We start from the raw sequence: 18,570 nt of genomic DNA, 5'->3' as shown, positions 1-18,570 counted from the left end.
AGAGGTTCGGTGACAGGTCAGGCGCTTTCGCGTTCCCAGACGTACAGGGTGGCCGGTGCCGGTTCCCAGACCTTGGCGTGCTCAATACCTGGCAGGCTGGCCAGCGCCTGGTATTCCGAGGCCATGGCCACATAGTCTTCGGTCTCGGCCAGCACTGCCGGCTTGCAGGCAATCGGGTCGCGGATCACGGCAAAACCGTTGCGCGTGCCGATGGCGAAAGTGAAGAAGCCGTCCAGGTCTTCCAGCGCGCCATCCAGGGCCTGTGCCAGGGTGTCGCCTTGCTGCAAACGCCAGGTCAGGTAACCGGCGGCCACTTCGGTGTCGTTGTCGGTCTCGAAGCTGATGCCTTCACGTTTCAGTTCCTGGCGCAGGCGGAAGTGGTTGGACAGCGAGCCGTTGTGCACCAGGCACAGGTCGGCACCGGTGGAAAACGGGTGGCTGCCTTCCATGGTCACGGCACTTTCGGTGGCCATGCGGGTATGGCCAATGATGTGGCTGCCCTTCATGCCGGCCAGGCCGAAACGGCTGGAAATTTCCGCCGGCAGGCCCATACCCTTGAGGATTTCGATGCTCTGCCCGGCGCTCATGATGCGCACGTCCGGTGCCAGTTCGCTCAGCGCCTGGCGGGCAGCCGCCTCGCTGGTATGTACTTTGACCACTGCGGCGCTGGCGTTCTGGAACCAGTCCAGCGAGCACCCCAGGCGCCCTTCCAGCTGGCCCATCAGGGTGGCCCAGGGGTAGTTGATATCCGTGGCCTGCAGGGTCAGCTTGACCCAGCCATCGGCCACTTCGTCGCCATAGATGGCAAAGCCTGCGCTGTCCGGGCCACGGTCGGTCATGGCTTCGAGCATGGGTTCGAAGAGCTTGCCAAGCTGGGCTTCCAGCTCGGGCTTTTTCAGGTAAAGACCTACGATTCCACACATGGTGATGCTCCTTACTAGGCAGTGGGCAGCCGTTTTCGTGCTGGCCGCCCAGGGGATTGGGGGGCGGTCAGAAGAATTCGGTGTAGCGCTGGATTTCCCAGTCGGAGACGTGGCGGCAATACTCCACCCATTCCATGCGCTTGAGCTTGATGAACTCGTCGACGATCTCGGCGCCCAGCACCTCGCGGAACAGCGGGTCGGCTTCAAGCGCGTCGGCGGCTTCCTTGAGCGATTGCGGCAAGGTCTTGATACCGCGTGCGGCTATTTCTTCAAGGCTGAGGGTGTAGAGGTTCTCGTTGCACATCTCGCCAGGCTCAAGCTGGCGGTCGATGCCATCGAGGCCGGCGGCGATGATCGCGGCGGTAACCAGGTACGGGTTGCAACCGGCGTCCGGCAGGCGGAACTCCAGGCGGCCATAAGGGATGCGCACCATCGCCGAGCGGTTGTTGGCACCCCAGGCCACGAAGGCCGGGGCCCACGTCGAACCCGACAAGGAACGCCCCACCACCAGGCGTTTGTAGGAGTTGACCGTCGGCGCAGCAAAGGCACACAGCGCCGGGCCATGGGCCATGAGCCCTGCGGCAAAGTGGTAGGCCAGCTTCGACAGGCCCATGCCGCTGCTGTCGGACGCGTCGTGGAACAGGTTCTTGTGGGTGCTGCTGGCCAGCGACAGGTGGAAGTGCATGCCATTGCCGGCGCGCTTGGGGTCGGGCTTGGGCATGAACGAACAGATCATCCCTAAGTCGTTGGCGATTTCACCGGCAGCCATGCGGAAGAAGGTGAAGCGGTCGGCCGACTCCATGGCGTCGCTGTAGGTGTAGTTGATCTCGAACTGGCCGTTGGCGTCTTCATGGTCGATCTGGTAGATGTCGAAGCCTACCGGTTGCAATGCCTCGGTCAGGCGCTCAAGAAACAACCGCGAGCGCGACAGGCCCTTGTAGTCGTAGCACGGCTTGTCGAGGTTGTCGGAGGCATCCACCAGTTGCAGCTTGCCGCCTTCGTCGCGGCGGAACAGGCTGAATTCCGGCTCCAGGCCGGTGTTCAAGGTCCAGCCCTTGTCGGCCAGGCGCTGCACCTGTTGTTGCAGCACATAGCGGCTGTCGTAAGGCCACGGCTGGCCGTTGACATGGCCCACGCACACTACCCGGCCATAACCTGGCTGCCAGGGCACCGGAATCAGGGTGGAAAGGTCACCGCGGGCCATAAAGTCCGGGCCGTGCGGCTCCATGCCCATACCACAGATGGCGAACCCGGCAAAACCGGCGCCCTCCTCGGCCACCATTTTCAGGCCCGAGACCGGCACCGATTTGGTCTTCGCCGAGCCGTGGATATCGACGAACTGCGCCAGCACATACTTGATGCCGTGCTGGTCGAGGGTGCGCTGGGTTTCTGCTGGCAACATGGGTTGAACACTCCTGGGCAAGGGGTAATGATTCCGCAAAGGAAACTTACTTTCCTCTCAGGAATGCAATGCGCTTGCCAAGTTTGTTCAGCACGCTGTTTCTGTGCTGCCTGATCTGGCCTCTTCGCGGGCAAGCCCGCGCCTACAAAGAGCAGCGCAGGCCCGTGTAGGAGCGGGCTTGCCCGCGAAGAGGCCGGCACAGCCAAGACAAAACCCGGGCAGGTTTTTCTCTTCTATTTATGGGAAACTTGTTTTCATCTGAGGAAAGAAGCGGCCAACGCGGCTGCATTTCGCACTTTCCCAGTGCGAAATCTTTATTCTTGAACTGAAACCGTGCAGGACATTCGATGTCGACCGAAACCGAACCGCGCCTTCGCCTGGAGCAATATCTAGGCCTGCAGATCAAGCGCCAGCGCCAGGCCCAGTCCCTCAAGCTCGCCGATGTGGCACGCATCGCCGGCATCAGCCAAGGCATGCTGAGCAAGATCGAGAACGCACAGGTGTCCACCAGCCTCGACACCCTCAGCCGCCTGTGCGATGTGCTGGGCATGCCGATGGCCAAGCTGTTCAGCCAATATGACCAGCCCGACGGCAATGCCTTGCTGGTGAAGGCTGGCGAAGGGCTGGAGGTGGTACGCCGCGGCACCGAGAAGGGCCACACCTACCACTTGCTCAATCACGCCAGGGGGCCGAAAAAGAACTTCGAGGCGTACATGGTGAGCATGGACGACGCCAGCGAAGAGTTTCCGACCTTCGCCCACCCGGGTACCGAGTTCCTCCATTTGCTGGAGGGTGAGCTGGTGTACCGCCACGGCAATCAGCTCTATCACATGCACGCCGGCGACAGCCTCACCTTCGACGGCGAAACCCCGCACGGCCCGGAACAACTGGTGCAGGTGCCGATTCGGCTGCTGTCGATCATGAACTACGCACAGGAGTGACGCGGCGCAAGAAGGCAATAACCAATGTCGCGATCAGACAAGCACACGTCGCCCGCGATCGGCTGAGAACCCTGTATACAAAGATAATACACCCATCGACCAGCCCCGCGCCGTGGGCTGTTCGGTGTGGTATTCGCGAGTAAAACAGCCTCGCTTCACAATTCCAACGCTGTGGCGCCTTTTTGCACCGGGCAGTTCGTCCGGGCTCATAACGATAAAACTCCCAGTATTAGAGACCCGTGCCGCGCCAGCCGGGAGTGTTTGCGCGCGCCACATTGTGAAGACTTGACTGCCATGATCGCGACTTCAATCCGCGTAGCCGGTGCTGCCACCGGCCACCGTAATGCCCTGCTCGTTGCCCACATCGCCGCTGTGCTGTTCGGCCTGACCGGCATCCTTGGTCACTTGATCGAGGCCGACGCCAGCATCATCACCTTCGGCCGCGCCACGTTTGCCTTCATTGCCCTGGGCTTTGTCGCCGGGCTCAAAGGCACCCGCCTGCTTGATGCGCTGACCCTGCGTAACCTACCGGTATTGGGCCTGACCGGTGCCCTGCTGGCTACCCACTGGGTCACCTTCTTCATTGCTGTGAAAGTGGGTGGCGTGGCCGTGGCCACCTTGGGCTTTGCCAGCTTCCCGGCGTTCATCGCCATGATCGAGCGCGGCGTGTTCGGCCAACGCATCGGTACTGTGCAAGGTTTGCTGTTGCTGATGGTCACGGCCGGCCTGGTACTGGTAGTGCCAACCTTCGACCTGCTCGACAAAGGCACCATCGGCCTGCTCTGGGGCCTCGGTTCGGGCCTCGCGTTCGCCCTGCTGACAGTGGCCAACCGCCGCAACGGGTCAAGCATGAACGCCATGCAGGTGGCCTTCTGGCAGAACGTGGTGGTGGCTGCATTGGTGGCGCCGTTTGCCTTCACCCACCTGGGCAGCACCAGCCTGGCGGGCAGTGACTGGGTCAACCTGGCATTGCTGGGTGTGTTCTGCACCGGGCTGTCGCAATTCTTGTTCGTCAAGAGCCTGGAAGGCCTGGAGGCTCGTACTGCCGGCATGATCATCGCGCTGGAACCGGTGTACGCGATCATCGGCGCGTGGTGGCTGTTTGGTGACCAGCCGAGCCTGCGCATGGCCGCGGGGGCTGCGTTGATTGTGCTGGCGACCATTCTGGCGGCGGCGCGCAGGGCACCTGCGGAGCAAGGGGATACCAGCCGCTGCGCGCATTAAAGAGCGGTCTTACTCGCGAAGAAAGTTATTGGGTGGGCGGCTGCGGCTTAATCAATGTTATGAGGAAGCCGCAGCCTTGTGTAGTGCAAAATGTTGAGGGTCATATCCGCAGCCACGAGAAAAACCAGCGCCGTCAATCATATTTTCGCTTGTTTTGGCCATGCTTTCGTATATTAGCAACCATCGGTTGCTGTTGGTCCGGTGATTTCCTCGAACGCAGACCGGAGCTTACCGCTCCCTGAGGGCCGATGAGTATCCCAGCTGGATTATGCTTTTCATCACCAATCCATTTAAAACCAGCGTCGTAGTAAGGTTCTAAACCCACCTTCTCATTCCAACTAACAGACAGCCCATCAGGCCTACCAAAATTAAGAGATTTAGGTCGGATTGCGCTAATACCCCCGGAAATTTCGATATTGTATGCCTTCTGACCAAGGTGAAAATATGTTTCGTTTCCCAGCTCCTGATAAGCCTGGGAATTGTAGTGTTCAATTGTGTATTTTCTCTTGCGCCTACCGTCACCAGTCGCCCAAAATGAATGTTTACCCCACGCGTCATGTGTGAGCATCGCCTTGACTAACGGCTTTACTTCACTTGGGAGACCCGCCGATTCAAGAGCACGCTTCAGTGAACGTTGCTTCGGCGGCGTACCGAAAAGTGGTGTAAACCCCCTTTTCATGCGACCGCTTGGATCGTGAAAGTTTACAGGATCACACTCACAGTATGCATAGGCATTGAGCGAGCCGGCACCAAAAGGACTTAATGTATCAGGACTCACGAACCGTTGGATAATCGTACTGTACCAGCGATAACCTTGACCTAAGCAGTAAATTCCGTAGACGGGGTCGCGCCACTCGCCAACGAACGAAACAATTGCATGAGGGGTGTCGAGAGGTGAAAAACCGTAGGCTGTAAAAGTGTGAGCACCAGTGTGCTCACGCCCCCGAGTGGCAATCACCGTATTGGGTTTTACCGTTTGAAGTAACGTCACTGACGCTTGTTTCTGGGCTACAAGCTGATTACCGCCGTACAACAGTCGAACGTCGCCCCCACCCACCTGAGAAACTAGAGCTTTATTGCTCGAATAGAACAGATACTTTGTGGATCTAGAAATTTTATCGACCATACAGTACCATTCCTGCAATTCTTTAAAATCATACTAGGCAGAATTTTGGCATTGGAAAACTAGCATTTTTAACAGTTGACTTGTCCTCCTTCCACCCTCCCTCAGGCAGCAGACTTCGATCAAACATGAACGCCGCTCCCCCTGTGGCGTGTATTGACGCAACTGCTGCGGCGAACCTAAGGATGGTCTGAAATAGCCGGATATTCTCCGGCTATCAGGCAGGCAGCTCAATGTGAGCTTTGGCATTGGTACCCGGCTGACGAGCGATATCCCGGGCAAGACGCAGTGCCGGGACGAGAATTTTATTGCCTATCTGAAGCATGTCTTTCAGTTGAATTGAAAGTGCCTGCACCGGCCTCTGCGCGGCACAAGGCCGCTCTAGCAACAGGTACAACAAAACCATTGAATACTGCGTAACTCCTGTAGGAGCGGTCTTGCGCCGCGAAGAGGCCAGCACAGTCAACCAACCCCTTGCATACCAACACACAACTCAAGAAACCGCGAGGCCGCCCGAGACGGCGTTGCCGCATGCGGCACCAGAATGGAAAACCGCCGCACCAGCGCCTGCGGCGCAACCTGCAGCCGGTGCAGCGCCCCATCTTCATGACGAATGGACATCGCCGACACAAAGCCAACCCCCATCCCCGCCCGCACCGCCTCCTTCACCCCTTCCACCCCGGCAATCTCCAGCGCCACGCGCATCGCCACACCATCCCGGGCAAACGCTCGCTCGACGATCTGCCGCACGCCCGAGCCGCTCTCGCGCAGCACCAACGGGTAGGCCCCCAGCGACGCCAGCGTCTGCTGGTCACTGTCAGCCAAGGGGTGGCCACATGGCACGATGGCCACGATTTCGTCCTCACGCCACGCCGTCACTTCCGTGCCCAACGGCAGTTCCTGCCCGGGAGGGCCTTCGATCAGAGCAATGTCGACCGCGTCCAGGGCCGCGACGATCTCCGCCGTGTTGCCATGTGAAGTGGAGACCAGCACGTCCGGATAACGCGCGTGAAAGTCAGCGATCAAGTAAGGCAGCAGATAGCTGGCCGGCGTGGTGCTGGCACCGATGCGCAAGGTCCCGCGCTCCAGCCCGCGCATGGCCTCGCGCAGCGCCTGGGCTTGACGAAAGGTTTCGCGCAGACGCTCGGCATGGGCCAGCAGTTGCTCGCCGGCCGCCGTCAACCGCACACCACGGCCGGCACGTTGATAAAGCGGCTCGCCAAACGCCTCCTGCAACAGCTTGAGCTGGCCGGACACCGCCGGCTGCGAGAGGTGCAGGGCCTGGGCGGCATGGCTGATGTTGCCATGCTCGGCAACGGTGGCGAACGTTATCAGCTGTTCTGGGGTCATGAATGAAAAATATCAGCTATTCGGATATTTGCCATCCCAAATTACGATTTTTTATAAGCTTATAACCAGATTAACGTAGGCCCTGTCGAAACACCTTTCCGGAGGACTCACATGGCCACGGTTCCGTCCAACCCTGCTTTTGCACCTACCCTCTCTACCCGAGGGCGGCTCAATGGCATTCTGTTCGTCGCGCTGTTCGCGCTCGCAGTCACCCAGCTGGCCGCCTTGCCTGCCATTGCCAACCTGGGCATCAGCCCGCTGATCGTCGGTATCGTCGCGGGTGCCCTGTATGGCAACGCGCTACGTGACGGCGTACCGGCTAGCTGGGCGGCAGGCATCAACTTTTCTGCTCGCGGCCTTTTACGCATCGCCGTGGCCTTCTTTGGTCTGCGCGTGAGCCTGCAGGAAATCGCCGAAGTCGGCTGGTCGGGGCTCATCGTGTCGTTGCTGGTGGTGTCCAGCACCCTGTTGATCGGCCTGTGGTGTGGCATGAAGCTGCTCAAGCTGGACCGCGATACCGCCTTGCTGACAGCCGCCGGTAGCGCCATCTGCGGCGCCGCTGCGGTGCTGGCCTTCGAATCGGCCCTGCGCAGTGCCCCGCACAAAAGCGCCATGGCAGTCGGCAGCGTGGTGCTGTTCGGCACCTTGTCGATGTTCCTCTACCCGCTGGCCATCAACGCCGGCTGGCTGCACCTGGACACCCTGGGCGCCGGGCTGTTCTTGGGCGGCACTATCCACGAGGTGGCCCAGGTGGTTGGCGCAGCCAGTAACGTAAGCCCTGAAGCCACCCATATCGCCACCATCGTCAAGATGACCCGAGTGATGCTGCTGGTGCCGGTGCTGCTGGTGGTAGGCCTGTGGATCAGCCGCTCGCGCAAAACCGGCCAGGCGCAGGGCAACGGGCGCATCACCATGCCTTGGTTCGCCTTCGGCTTCCTTGCGCTGGTGCTGGTGAACTCGCTGCAGGTGCTGCCGGGTAGCGTGACCCAGGCGGTCAACAGCCTGGACACCTTTGCCCTGACCATGGCCATGACTGCGCTGGGCATGGAGACCCGGCTCAGCCAGATCCGCCAGGCCGGACCACGGGCGCTGGCCACCGGGGCGATTCTCAACCTGTGGCTGCTCGGGGGTGGTTTGGCGATTACCTTCGGCGTGCAGAAGCTGTTGGGATGATCCGAGACCGAGTTGGCTTGCCCACAAACACGCCAACTCGGTCCAAAGCTTTTTCACCACCCCCCTCGTTGCCGTCCACATTTCTCGGTATGGTGTTGTCAAAGAAGGATGTTTTACCCGCACAGGAAAGACTTAGATGCCTCAACGCAATGTCATCAATGCATCCGTCAGCCCCAAAGGCAGCCTGGAAACGCTGTCACAACGTGAAGTGCAGCAACTGAGTGAAGTCGGTACCGGTAGTCTTTACACCCTGTTCCGCCAGTGCGCCCTGGCCATCCTCAACACCGGCGCCCATGTCGACAATGCCAAGACCATCCTTGAGGCCTACAAGGACTTCGAGGTCAAGATCCACCAACAAGACCGCGGTGTACGCCTGGAGCTGCTGAATGCCCCGGCCGACGCCTTCGTCGATGGCGAAATGATCGCCAGCACGCGTGAAATGCTGTTCAGCGCCCTGCGCGATATCGTCTACACCGAAAGCGAGCTGGCCAGCCAGCGCATCGACCTGGAAAGCTCCCAGGGCATCACCGACTACGTCTTCCACCTGCTGCGCAACGCCCGCACCCTGCGCCCGGGCGTGGAGCCGAAGATGGTGGTGTGCTGGGGCGGCCACTCGATCAGCACCGAGGAATACCAGTACACCAAGAAAGTCGGCCACGAGCTGGGCCTGCGCAAGCTGGACGTGTGCACCGGTTGCGGCCCGGGCGTGATGAAAGGCCCGATGAAGGGCGCCACCATCGCCCATGCCAAGCAGCGTATGCATGGCAGCCGCTACCTGGGCCTGACCGAACCGGGCATCATCGCCGCCGAAGCCCCCAACCCTATCGTCAATGAACTGGTGATCCTGCCGGACATCGAGAAACGCCTGGAAGCCTTCGTGCGTGTCGGTCACGGCATCATCATCTTCCCGGGCGGCGCCGGCACGGCAGAGGAGTTCCTGTACCTGCTGGGCATCCTCATGCACCCGGACAACCACGACCTGCCGTTCCCGGTGGTGCTCACCGGCCCACGCAGCGCCGAACCTTACCTGCAACAGTTGCACGCCTTCGTCGGCGCCACCCTGGGCGAGGCAGCGCACCGCTTGTACGAAATCATCATCGACGACCCGGCGGAAGTTGCCCGCCACATGGTCGAAGGGCTCAAGGCAGTGAAGCAATTCCGCCGCGAGCGCAACGACGCCTTCCACTTCAACTGGCTGCTGAAGATCGAGGAGAGCTTCCAGCGCCCGTTCGACCCGACTCACCAAGCCATGGCCGAGCTGGACCTGCGCCGCGAGCTGCCCCCCCATGAACTGGCTGCCAACCTGCGCCGCGCGTTCTCCGGCATTGTCGCGGGTAACGTGAAGGACAAAGGTATCCGCCTGATCGAGGAGCACGGGCCGTACCAGATTCATGGCGACAGCGCCGTGCTGGACCCTCTGGGCCGGCTGTTGCAGGCCTTCGTCGACCAGCACCGGATGAAGCTGCCCGGCGGCGCGGCGTATGTGCCGTGCTACCAGGTGGTGACCTGACACTCAATCTTCAAGCCATTAGGGCCGCTGTGCGGCCCATCGCCGGCAAGCCAGCTCCCACAGGGACCGCGCAGACTTGGAGCATTGCCCGGTCCCTGTGGGAGCTGGCTTGCCGGCGATGGGCTGCGCAGCAGCCGCAATAGCCTATTGGCTAAGGTCTGCCATCGGCCGCTCTACAAACCGAATACTGTCACGCCCACTGCGCTTGGACTGATACAACGCCACATCCCCCTGCTCGATCAACGCCGCCAGGCTCGCGGGTGGCTGGTCGAACAGGTTGGCACCGATGCTCAAGGTGACCGCCTGCGGCGTAGGCACGGTCTTGCCGGCATACTGCTGGAACTGCTCACGCAGCCGCCCGCCCAACTCCAGGACCCGCTCACTGCTCGCCCCGCACAGCAGGATGACAAACTCATCACCCCCCAACCGCGCTGCCAGCGAGCGCTCGGGCAGCACCGCTCGAATGATTTCGCTCAGGGCAATCAGCAAGCGATCACCCGCGATATGGCCATGCAGGTCGTTGACCAGCTTGAAGTTGTCAATGTCGATCAGCAACAAGGCCCCGGGCTGGGTCGGGCTCACTTCCTTGAAGAAATGCCCGGCGCGAACTTCCAGCGCGCGCCGGTTATACAGTGCGGTCAAGGGGTCACGCGCTGCCAGCCGGGCAATCCGCTCCTCGCGCCGATAACGCACCGTACCCGTCATCGACAGGGCAATCAGCATGATCGCCATCGCCCCCTCGACCAGGGATATCTGAATGATCATCCCGCCAAAGGTGGCCAGATCAATCAACGTACCCGGCATGATTGCAATCACCGCCTTGGCCACATAGAACAGCCCGTGAATCAGCAACACATAGCGCAGTTGCACCGCCCCAACGCTCAGCGACTTGCCGTGCGGGCGCAACAGGAAACTGGCCTTCAGCGTCAATGCGGCCACCAACAACGAGTTGGCCATCAGCATCACCTTCGACCACTGCGGCCCGACGGGCAGCAACAGCAAGGCAAACCACACGACCACCACCAATAACCAGGCCCGCGACAAACGGTCTTGGGTAAAACGCAACACGCCCATCAGGAAAAACCAGTGCGCCACCACCAGCAAACCATTGGCGAACCAGATGCCGATGAACAGCAAGCCGATGCCTCGCAACAAGGCCAGCACACAACCGACAGTAATAGTGGCAAAACCTGCACTCCAGAACAGCAGCGAGGTTTCGCGGACGCTGCGCCATTCAATCGCCAGGTACAACGCAGCCGCCGCTGCCAGGGCGACCGAGATGGTCAGCATCGTGGGTGGATCTAGCGTCATATACGCATTGGCCTATCTGGTTAACGAAGAAAAGGCCCGATTGTATGCGCTCGTGATGACTTTTCAGAGGGGCCTTGCACGGTTGCCTGCACATGATAGCCCAGCCCCTGTCGATGGCCGTGCCCGAGTAATATCATATTGGCATCAAGCTACCGCACACACCACTCAAATCGCAGTACTCTCGCCCGCTTCAAGCCCAGAGAGAAAACTGACCAATTGCCGCCCGTGGGAGCTCAGGCGTTCCCAGTCACGGAAACACAAGCGAAGCTCGAGGGTGGCCCAGCTTTCGGCCAAGGCTACCCGACGCACAGGCAGCTCTTGCTCGGCGCGAACGGCTGCTGTTTCGGGCAGCATGGCCACGCCTGCATGCTGCGCTACCAACTGGGCGATCGCTTCGAAACTCGGTGCACGAACCCGTACCTTCAGGGGCATGGCCAGCTTCATGGCCATTTCTTCGACAAAGCGTTGCATCGGCCGCTCACCCGGCAGGCAGATGAACGCAAAACCCAAGGCGTCGACCAGGCGCAACTGTTCACGCCCGGCCAGCGGGTGACCGGCGGGCACCAGCATCACCAGGCGCTCGGTGCGAAACGGCAGTGACACCACCCCTTCGCTGTTCAGGATGCCGTCATACACCCCGATCTCGCACTCGTCGGCGATAACCACGCGCAGCACGTCCACACTCTTGTGCTCCACCAGTTGCAGGTCGACTTCCGGGTAGTCCGCCAGAAACGGCCCCAATACCGCAGGCAACAAGGTGCTGTTGGTCACGGTGGAGGCCGCCAGGCGCAGCGTGATGCGGCGCTCACCGGCCAGCTCCTTCAAAGTGCCCTGCAGCTTCTGCGCCTCAGCGAGCACGCTGCGGGCGCCTTCGAGTACCAGCCGCCCCGACGGCGTCAACTGCATGCCACCCGCATTTCGGGTGAACAGCGACACACCGCAGCGCTCTTCAAGCAGGCGAAGGCGATTACTGGCCGCCGACACCGCCACCGGGAAAGTAGCAGCGGCCTTGCTCAAACTGCCCACGGCAGCGATGGCCAGCAGCAGGCGCAGATCTGTCAAGTCGAACGGCATGGCTTTCTCCAAAAACGAACACACTGTTCGATAAAAAGCGATTCTAGCTCGGCCGCCTTCTGTTCAGAATAACCCTGACATTCTCTGCCGCGAGCACTTCATGAACGCATTACGCAGCCTGATCCAGCGCCAGTTGCAAAGCGGCGCCCTCTACGCCGTGCTGGCGGCACTGGGCTTCAGCTTCAAGGCCATTTTCGTCAAACTTGCCTACGCGGCAGGCCCGGTGGACGCCATCAGCCTGCTGGCATTGCGCATGGGGCTGTCGCTGCCGCTGTTCGCCTGGCTGGTATGGGCCAGCCGCACTCAGGGCAGTGCGCCACTCAACCTGGGTGACGGGTTACGTGTGGCCTTGCTCGGGCTGCTGGGCTATTACCTCGCCAGCCTGTTCGACTTCTATGGCCTGCAGTACATCAGCGCCGGGCTGGAGCGGCTGATCCTGTTTACCTACCCGACATTGGTGCTGGTGTTCCAGGCCATCGCCCTGCGTGAACGGCCAAGCCTGCGCACCTTGTCAGCCATGGGCCTGTGCTACCTGGGGCTGGGCATCGCCTTTGTCCATGACGTCAGCGTTGCCGGGGTTGGCCAACAAGTGGTGCTGGGTTCGCTTTGGGTGTTTGCCAGTGCAGTGACCTACGCGCTGTTTTACGCCGGCACCGGAATGATGCTCAAGCGCATGAGTTCGATGCGCCTGGCCGGGCTGTGTGGCACTGCATCCTCGCTGATGGTACTGGCGCATTACCTGCTGGTGGCACCGGTCGGGCAGTTGTGGCAATTGCCGGGCGCGGTGTGGGCCAATGCCGGATTGATGGCGGTGTTTTCCACAGTGTTGCCGATCTACTGGGTGGCGCTGGCAATCCAACGGCTGGGGCCTACCCATACGGCGGCGGTGGGCAACCTGGGGCCGGTGCTGACGGTGCTGGCGTCGTGGGCGATACTGAGTGAAGCGATTTCGCTTTATCAGGTCGTCGGGCTGGCGGTGGTGCTGTTTGCCGTGTCGCGGCTCAAGCCGCAAAGCAAGAAGAAAGCCGAGGTGGCCACAGTGACCGGACCAGCGCGGTCCCTGTAGGAGCAGCCCATCGCGACACAAGGCCGCTCCTACAAAAAGCGCACCCGGCAAATCATCAGAGCACCCGCTTGATCAACGGCTCCAACCGGCTAAAACGCAACCGCCGCAGCAGCTTGCGCACTTCCTTGGGGTGTTCGGCCTTCACCCCCAGCGCCTCTGCCGAGCCAATCTTCGGCGCATGCCGGCGCAGCTCGGTCAGCTCCGCTTCGCGTGGCGCCAGCCATTGCCCTTGCGGGTCATCGATCAGCAAGCCGTTTTCCAGGTCCAGGTTGAACCCGCGCGGGTTCAGGTTGTTGCCGGTCAGCAGCGAAAAGCGCTGGTCGACCCACACGCCCTTGGCATGGAAGGTATGCCCGGGATCGTTCCAGATCCGCACCTGCAACTGGCCACTGGCAATCGCGGCATGGCGGCGTCGGGCGAAGGCCCGCAGGTTGTCTTCATATAGATAAGGCAAGGCGCCACTGGCACTGAACGGCTCACCCGGGGCGATATAGAAGTCGTTGGCCGTGCGGTCACCGACGATCAGCTCAACGTGCACACCCCGCTCCAGCGCGTGGTCAAGCTCGCGCATCATCACGCGTGGCGGGTTGAAATACGGCGTGCTGATGATAAGTTGCGTACGCGCTGCCGCCAACATGGCGCACAGCGCCCGGTTCAGAGGGTTGCCACGGCCTACGCCCAACAGCGGTATCACCCGCAGCCCCTGCCCTGCCACACTGGCCGGTGCCTCGTAGGTCATGCGCCGCAACCGCGCGCGTAAACGCCGGATATCGCCACGCAGACTACGCGTGGCGGGTGGTGCCGGCAAATCAAGGCGCGGCGTGGCCGTGTGGTGCAACAGGCGCCGTACCAGATCTACCATGGCGTCGGCCAGGGCTGGCGACTGGAACAGGTGATAGCGGTCCAGACGGTAACGGTCGAAGCGGTGCAGGTACACGTTGTTCAGGCTGGCGCCGGTGTAGATCACGCAGTCGTCGATGATGCTGCCCTTCAGGTGCAATACGCCGAACAACTCGCGGGTTTGCACCGGCACCCCGTGTATGGCGATGTCCAGCCCATGCAGTTGGCGCTGGGCCTGGTACCAGGCGGCGTTACCCGGCTGGCGCCCGGCCCCGAGCAGGCCACGGCGGGCACGGAACCAGTCGACCACGATGGTGATTTCCAGGCCTGGCCGCTCGGCCTTGGCCTGGTACAAGGCATCCAGCACTTCCTGGCCGGCCTCGTCTTCCTGCAGGTACAGAGCGACGATGACGATGCGCCGGGTTGCGGCGCGGATGCGCTCCAACAGGCAAGCGCGGTAGGCCTTGGCATCGGGCAGCACCTGGATCGACTCGGGCGACATGGCGTAGCCTGGCAATGCCGCCAGCATGGATTCGGGGTTCACGAACGATCACCTTCTCTGTGCAATCACTGTCGGCCCTGCCAGCCGGCGGGGCCATTCCTGGCCGTGGTGCCCGGGGTGTAAGATCAACCCGGCAACGACCTATAACAACAAGAACCGCGCGAGGCTGTATTTTCTCACTGCCCCTGATGAACTATGCCTCAGCTTGCACAGGAACAGCGCAATGGTCCACCCCGCTTCTGCAAACCCATCGCCGTCTATTGTAAAGGGTTGTTCCGTAAAGACCTTCGGCTTTCTGATTTTGCCCAATTTCACCACCATCGGCCTGGCGTCGGCGGTGGAGACCTTGCGCATGGCCAACCTGGCCGCGCGCAAACCACTGTTTCGCAGCGTGCTGATCGCCGCAGACGATGCGCCGGTGACCGCCAGTAACGGCATGCGGGTACTGCCCGACTACAGCATCGCCAACGCCCCTGGGCTGGACGCGCTGCTGGTGGTCGGCGCCAACCCGATCGACCGTGGCCGTAGCAACCGCCCGCTGATCGACTGGTTGCGCAAGCTGGCCCGCCAGCACCTGCCTTTGGGTGGCATCTGCACCGGCAGCTACCTGCTGGCAAAGGCCGAGCTGCTCAAAGGCTACCGCTGCACGATCCATTGGGAAGACCTGCCGACATTGCAGGCACACTTCCCCGGCATTGTCATTTCCAGCCAGCTGTTCGAACTGGACCGCGACCGTTACACCTGTTCGGGCGGCGTGGCGGCCATGGACATGATGCTGCAACTGGTAGCCCGCGAACCCGGCGGCCAGGACATCGCGGCCAAGGCGGCCGAGCTGTTGCTGTGCGACCGGGTACGTGGCGAGCGCGAGCGCCAGCGGGTTCCGCTGCGCACCCTGCTGGGCAGCGCCCAGCCCAAGCTGAGCCAGGTGGTGGCGATCATGGAAGCCAACCTGGAGGAACCGCTGGGGCTGGAGGAACTGGCCAGCCTCAACGAGGTGACTGTGCGCCAGTTGGAGCGACTGTTCCACAAGTACCTGCAGCGAACGCCCAGCCAGTACTACCTGGAGCTGCGGCTGTCGCGGGCGCGGGAGCTGCTGCTGCGCAGTGATGTGCAGGTGCGTGAGGTGGCATTGGCGTGTGGGTTTAGTTCGCCGGCGCATTTCTCCAAAAGTTACAGCCGGTTCTTCGGTTTGTCGCCATTAGGGGAGCGGCGGCAAGCCTCTTTGCATTGATTCAACCTTTGCATTGGTTTTACCGGCCTCTTCGCGGGCAAGCCCGCGAAGAGGCCGGTACAGGCTGATCAATCCTCCAGGGCCGAGTGCGCGGTCTCCCGGCACATCAGCATGGCCACCAGCGCCACCAGTGCCGCCGCCAGCAAATACCCCGCCGGCGCCAGCTTGCTGCCCGTCACCTGTATCAGCCAGGTGGCAATGAACGGCGCCGTGCCACCAAACAGTGCATTGGCCAGGTTGAAGCTCAGGGCAAAGCCACTGAAGCGCACCCGGGTCGGGAAAATTTCCGCCAGCAGGCACGGCAAGGTGCCGTCATTCATCGCCAGTATCGCCCCGAAGCAAATCTGGATCGCCAGAATCACCACCAGCGGCTGCCCATCAAGCAGGCGGAACAACGGCACGGTCAATCCCAGGAACAACAGCGAAGCCACCACCAACATGGTCTTGCGGCCAAACTGATCGGACAGCCGCCCCATCAGGAAAATCAGCCCGATGTAGGTGGCCAGTGACACCGTCGAGGCAATGAACGAATCCCGCTCGCTCATGCCCATTTCAGTGGACAGGTAGGTCGGCATGTAGCTGAGCAGCAGGTAGAACGCCACGGCGTTCAGGCAGGTAACGCCCATGCCGATGGCCAGGCTGCGGCGGTGCTGGCCCAGCAGCTCGCGCAGTGGCGTCGAGGCCATGCAGGCTTTGTTTTCCAGGCGTTGCTCCATCTCCATAAACTTGGGGGTGTCTTGCAAGCTCATGCGGATATAGCGCCCCACCAAGCCGAACGGCGCCGCCAGCAGGAACGGCAGGCGCCAGCCCCAGTCATGCAGCGCTTCACTGCTGAGCAGTTCATGCAGTACCGCCACGAACGCCGCACCAAACAGCAAACCCGCTGCCGTGCTGGCCGGCACGATGCTGGTGTAGAAGCCGCGCCGGCCGGGCGGTGCGTATTCGGCCAGGAACGCCGCAGCACCGGCATATTCGCCCGAGGCGGAAAAGCCCTGCACCAGACGGATCAGCAACAGCAGGGCCGGCGCCCACAGGCCGATTTGTGCATAGCCTGGCAACAGGCCGATGCAGAAGGTAGACACCGACATGATCAGGATCGACCAAGACAGTGCGTTGCGCCGGCCATGGCGGTCACCAAAGTGCCCCCACACGATGCCACCTAACGGGCGCACCAGGAATGACAGGGCGAAGACTGCAAACGTTGCCAGCAGGCCGGTGGTCTTGTCGGTCTGCGGGAAGAAAGTGGCGGCGATGATGGTGGCCAGGTAGCCATAGGCGGCGTAGTCGAACCACTCGACGAAGTTGCCCATGAAGCTGGCCCGGGCGGCCTTGCGCAGGGCCTGGCGTTCGGCATTGTGCGCAGGGCCGGCGACAGCGGATGGGTCAAGGGTGGTGCTGGACATGACGGGTACCCTCTGGTTCTTTTAATTGGAGGCAGGGTCTGGTGGTCATACAGTGATATTTTTGTTGTCTGGGCTGGCCTCTTCACGCGCAAGCCCGCGCCTACAAGAGCAGTGAAATCCCTGTAGGAGCGGGCTTGCCCGCGCAGCAGGCGACGCCGATGCTTACTTGCGAATGATGTTGTGCTCCGGCCCATACGGGAACTTGGTGATGTTCTCGGCACCGTTGTCCTTGACGATCAGAATGTCATGCTCACGATACCCGCCCGCCCCCGGTCGCCCTTCCGGCAGCATGATCATCGGCTCGATCGACACCACCATCCCCGGCTCCAGCACCGTGTCGATGTCTTCTCGCAGTTCCAGCCCCGCTTCGCGGCCGTAGTAGTGGCTCAAAGTGCCGAACGAATGGCCATACCCGAACGTGCGGTACTGCAGCAGGTCGTGGCGCAGGAAAATTTCGTTCAGTTCACGCGCGATGTCGCTGCAGCGCATGCCTGGGCGTACCAGCTTCAGCCCTGCCTCATGCACCTCGACGTTGGCCTGCCACAGGCGCAGGTACTCATCCGGGCAGTGGTCCAGGAACAGTGTGCGCTCCAGTGCGGTGTAGTAGCCAGCGATCATCGGGAAGCAGTTGAGGCTGAGGATTTCACCCTTGCCAACACGGCGGCTGGTGACCGGGTTGTGTGCGCCATCGGTGTTGAGACCGGACTGGAACCAGGTCCAGGTGTCCATCAGCTCGGCATCGGGGAAGCGCCTGGCGATCTCGCGGACCATCGCCTGGGTAGCATGCAACGCCACTTCATATTCCGGCACCTGATCGCGCAGTGCCTCGACCACCGCCGCACCGCCGATATCGGCCACCTGCGCGCCGTGACGGATCAGCGCCTGCTCCTCGGCGGACTTGATCATGCGCATGCGCATGCACGGGGCGCCGATGTCCACCAGCTCGGCCTTGGGGTAGCAGGCGGCGAGTTTGCCGTGGTTCTGCAGGTTGAGGTGGTCGTGCTCCACGCCGATGCGCGAAGCCAGCGGCAGCGCCTGCTGGATGGCGACAAAGTAGTTGTCACGTTGCCAGTCGGTGTAGACGATGTTGTCAGTGCCGACCGTGCGCCGCCAAGGTTGCCCGCCATCGATGTTGGCGCTGATCGAGACGACCTTGTCCTGGGTGATCACCAGTGCATAAGGGCGGCCGAACGAGCAGTAGAGGAAATCGCTGTAGTAGTTGACGTTATGGTAGGACGTGAAGATCGCCGCCTCGATGTCCTGATCGGCCATGTAGGCCCGCAGACGGGCATGGCGGGCCGCATATTCCTGGGCCGAGAAGGTTGGCTGCACCTTGTCGCCGTTGCGGATTTTCAGGGTCTTGGGCATTTGCATGGTCGGGGTTCCTTGTCGTTGTGAGCACGCTGTTCAGGCTTGCCGCCTGAGAAGCATTGCAACAGAACCGACGAGGACGCTTTTGTATCTATCCGACCTGGAATTGGCGGGATCACCCCTGCC

15 protein-coding genes and 1 pseudogene are annotated in these 18,570 nt (G+C 61.5%); 7 read left to right on the top strand and 9 right to left on the bottom strand.

Annotation, left to right across the window (positions count from 1 at the left end):
- Positions 1 to 17 precede the first annotated feature (17 nt).
- Both QQL85_RS09605 and glnT read right to left on the bottom strand, forming a co-directional pair.
- On the bottom strand, positions 18 to 923 hold the full coding sequence (locus tag QQL85_RS09605; protein ID WP_284355615.1) for a class II glutamine amidotransferase: 906 nt from the start codon (positions 921 to 923) through the stop codon (positions 18 to 20).
- Positions 924 to 990: 67 nt separating this feature from the next.
- Positions 991 to 2,325: a type III glutamate--ammonia ligase gene (glnT, locus tag QQL85_RS09600; RefSeq protein WP_284355616.1), complete on the bottom strand. Its 1,335-nt coding sequence runs from the start codon at positions 2,323 to 2,325 to the stop codon at positions 991 to 993.
- 347 nt (positions 2,326 to 2,672) lie between these two features.
- Between glnT and QQL85_RS09595 the strand changes: the two genes are divergently transcribed.
- Entirely contained in the window at positions 2,673 to 3,266 is a 594-nt protein-coding gene (locus QQL85_RS09595; RefSeq protein WP_284355617.1) for a helix-turn-helix domain-containing protein, read from the top strand.
- Between the two features lie 294 nt (positions 3,267 to 3,560).
- Positions 3,561 to 4,490: a DMT family transporter gene (locus QQL85_RS09590; protein ID WP_284355618.1), complete on the top strand. Its 930-nt coding sequence runs from the start codon at positions 3,561 to 3,563 to the stop codon at positions 4,488 to 4,490.
- A gap of 133 nt (positions 4,491 to 4,623) precedes the next feature.
- On the opposite strand, the gene QQL85_RS09585 is transcribed toward QQL85_RS09590, so the two are convergent.
- Entirely contained in the window at positions 4,624 to 5,616 is a 993-nt protein-coding gene (locus tag QQL85_RS09585; protein WP_284355619.1) for an RHS repeat-associated core domain-containing protein, read from the bottom strand.
- A gap of 199 nt (positions 5,617 to 5,815) precedes the next feature.
- Between QQL85_RS09585 and QQL85_RS09580 the strand changes: the two are divergent.
- A pseudogene (locus QQL85_RS09580) lies at positions 5,816 to 5,956 on the top strand (nicotinate phosphoribosyltransferase); the annotation flags it as partial.
- A 119-nt stretch (positions 5,957 to 6,075) separates the two neighbouring features.
- Here the strand turns inward: QQL85_RS09580 and QQL85_RS09575 are convergent.
- Complete coding sequence (locus QQL85_RS09575) at positions 6,076 to 6,963, bottom strand: LysR family transcriptional regulator (RefSeq protein WP_284355620.1); 888 nt, start codon at positions 6,961 to 6,963, stop codon at positions 6,076 to 6,078.
- Between the two features lie 111 nt (positions 6,964 to 7,074).
- Between QQL85_RS09575 and QQL85_RS09570 the strand changes: the two genes are divergently transcribed.
- Positions 7,075 to 8,136, top strand: coding sequence for a YeiH family protein (locus QQL85_RS09570; RefSeq protein ID WP_284355621.1), 1,062 nt, complete (start codon positions 7,075 to 7,077; stop codon positions 8,134 to 8,136).
- Between the two features lie 136 nt (positions 8,137 to 8,272).
- On the top strand, positions 8,273 to 9,646 hold the full coding sequence (gene ppnN / locus QQL85_RS09565) for a nucleotide 5'-monophosphate nucleosidase PpnN (protein ID WP_284355622.1): 1,374 nt from the start codon (positions 8,273 to 8,275) through the stop codon (positions 9,644 to 9,646).
- Between the two features lie 144 nt (positions 9,647 to 9,790).
- Here ppnN and QQL85_RS09560 read toward each other — a convergent pair whose 3' ends face one another.
- Both QQL85_RS09560 and QQL85_RS09555 read right to left on the bottom strand, forming a co-directional pair.
- A complete protein-coding gene (locus tag QQL85_RS09560) occupies positions 9,791 to 10,936 on the bottom strand; it encodes a GGDEF domain-containing protein (protein ID WP_284355623.1) in 1,146 nt (381 codons plus the stop codon).
- 186 nt (positions 10,937 to 11,122) lie between these two features.
- On the bottom strand, positions 11,123 to 12,031 hold the full coding sequence (locus QQL85_RS09555) for a LysR substrate-binding domain-containing protein (protein WP_284355624.1): 909 nt from the start codon (positions 12,029 to 12,031) through the stop codon (positions 11,123 to 11,125).
- A 100-nt stretch (positions 12,032 to 12,131) separates the two neighbouring features.
- On the opposite strand from QQL85_RS09555, the gene QQL85_RS09550 reads away from it, so the two are divergent.
- The gene (locus tag QQL85_RS09550) at positions 12,132 to 13,097 is read left to right on the top strand and encodes a DMT family transporter (protein WP_284355625.1); all 966 of its coding nucleotides are present in this window, start codon (positions 12,132 to 12,134) and stop codon (positions 13,095 to 13,097) included.
- Between the two features lie 55 nt (positions 13,098 to 13,152).
- Here the strand turns inward: QQL85_RS09550 and pssA are convergent, their stop codons facing one another.
- Positions 13,153 to 14,481, bottom strand: a complete 1,329-nt coding sequence (gene pssA, locus QQL85_RS09545) for a CDP-diacylglycerol--serine O-phosphatidyltransferase (RefSeq protein ID WP_284355626.1) — start codon at positions 14,479 to 14,481, stop codon at positions 13,153 to 13,155.
- Between the two features lie 181 nt (positions 14,482 to 14,662).
- Here pssA and QQL85_RS09540 point away from each other — a divergent pair, with 181 nt between their 5' ends.
- Entirely contained in the window at positions 14,663 to 15,670 is a 1,008-nt protein-coding gene (locus QQL85_RS09540) for a GlxA family transcriptional regulator (protein WP_284355627.1), read from the top strand.
- A gap of 68 nt (positions 15,671 to 15,738) precedes the next feature.
- On the opposite strand, the gene QQL85_RS09535 is transcribed toward QQL85_RS09540, so the two are convergent.
- Positions 15,739 to 17,073, bottom strand: coding sequence for an MFS transporter (locus QQL85_RS09535; RefSeq protein ID WP_284355628.1), 1,335 nt, complete (start codon positions 17,071 to 17,073; stop codon positions 15,739 to 15,741).
- A gap of 162 nt (positions 17,074 to 17,235) precedes the next feature.
- Positions 17,236 to 18,447, bottom strand: coding sequence for a M24 family metallopeptidase (locus QQL85_RS09530; protein WP_284355629.1), 1,212 nt, complete (start codon positions 18,445 to 18,447; stop codon positions 17,236 to 17,238).
- Positions 18,448 to 18,570 lie beyond the last annotated feature (123 nt).

It is taken from the genome of Pseudomonas putida (assembly GCF_030159595.1).
In the GTDB taxonomy this organism is placed as follows: Bacteria; Pseudomonadota; Gammaproteobacteria; order Pseudomonadales; family Pseudomonadaceae; genus Aquipseudomonas; species Aquipseudomonas putida_AC.
Note: the sequence above shows the minus strand (reverse complement) of the source record. Positions and strands in the feature narration are given on the sequence as shown.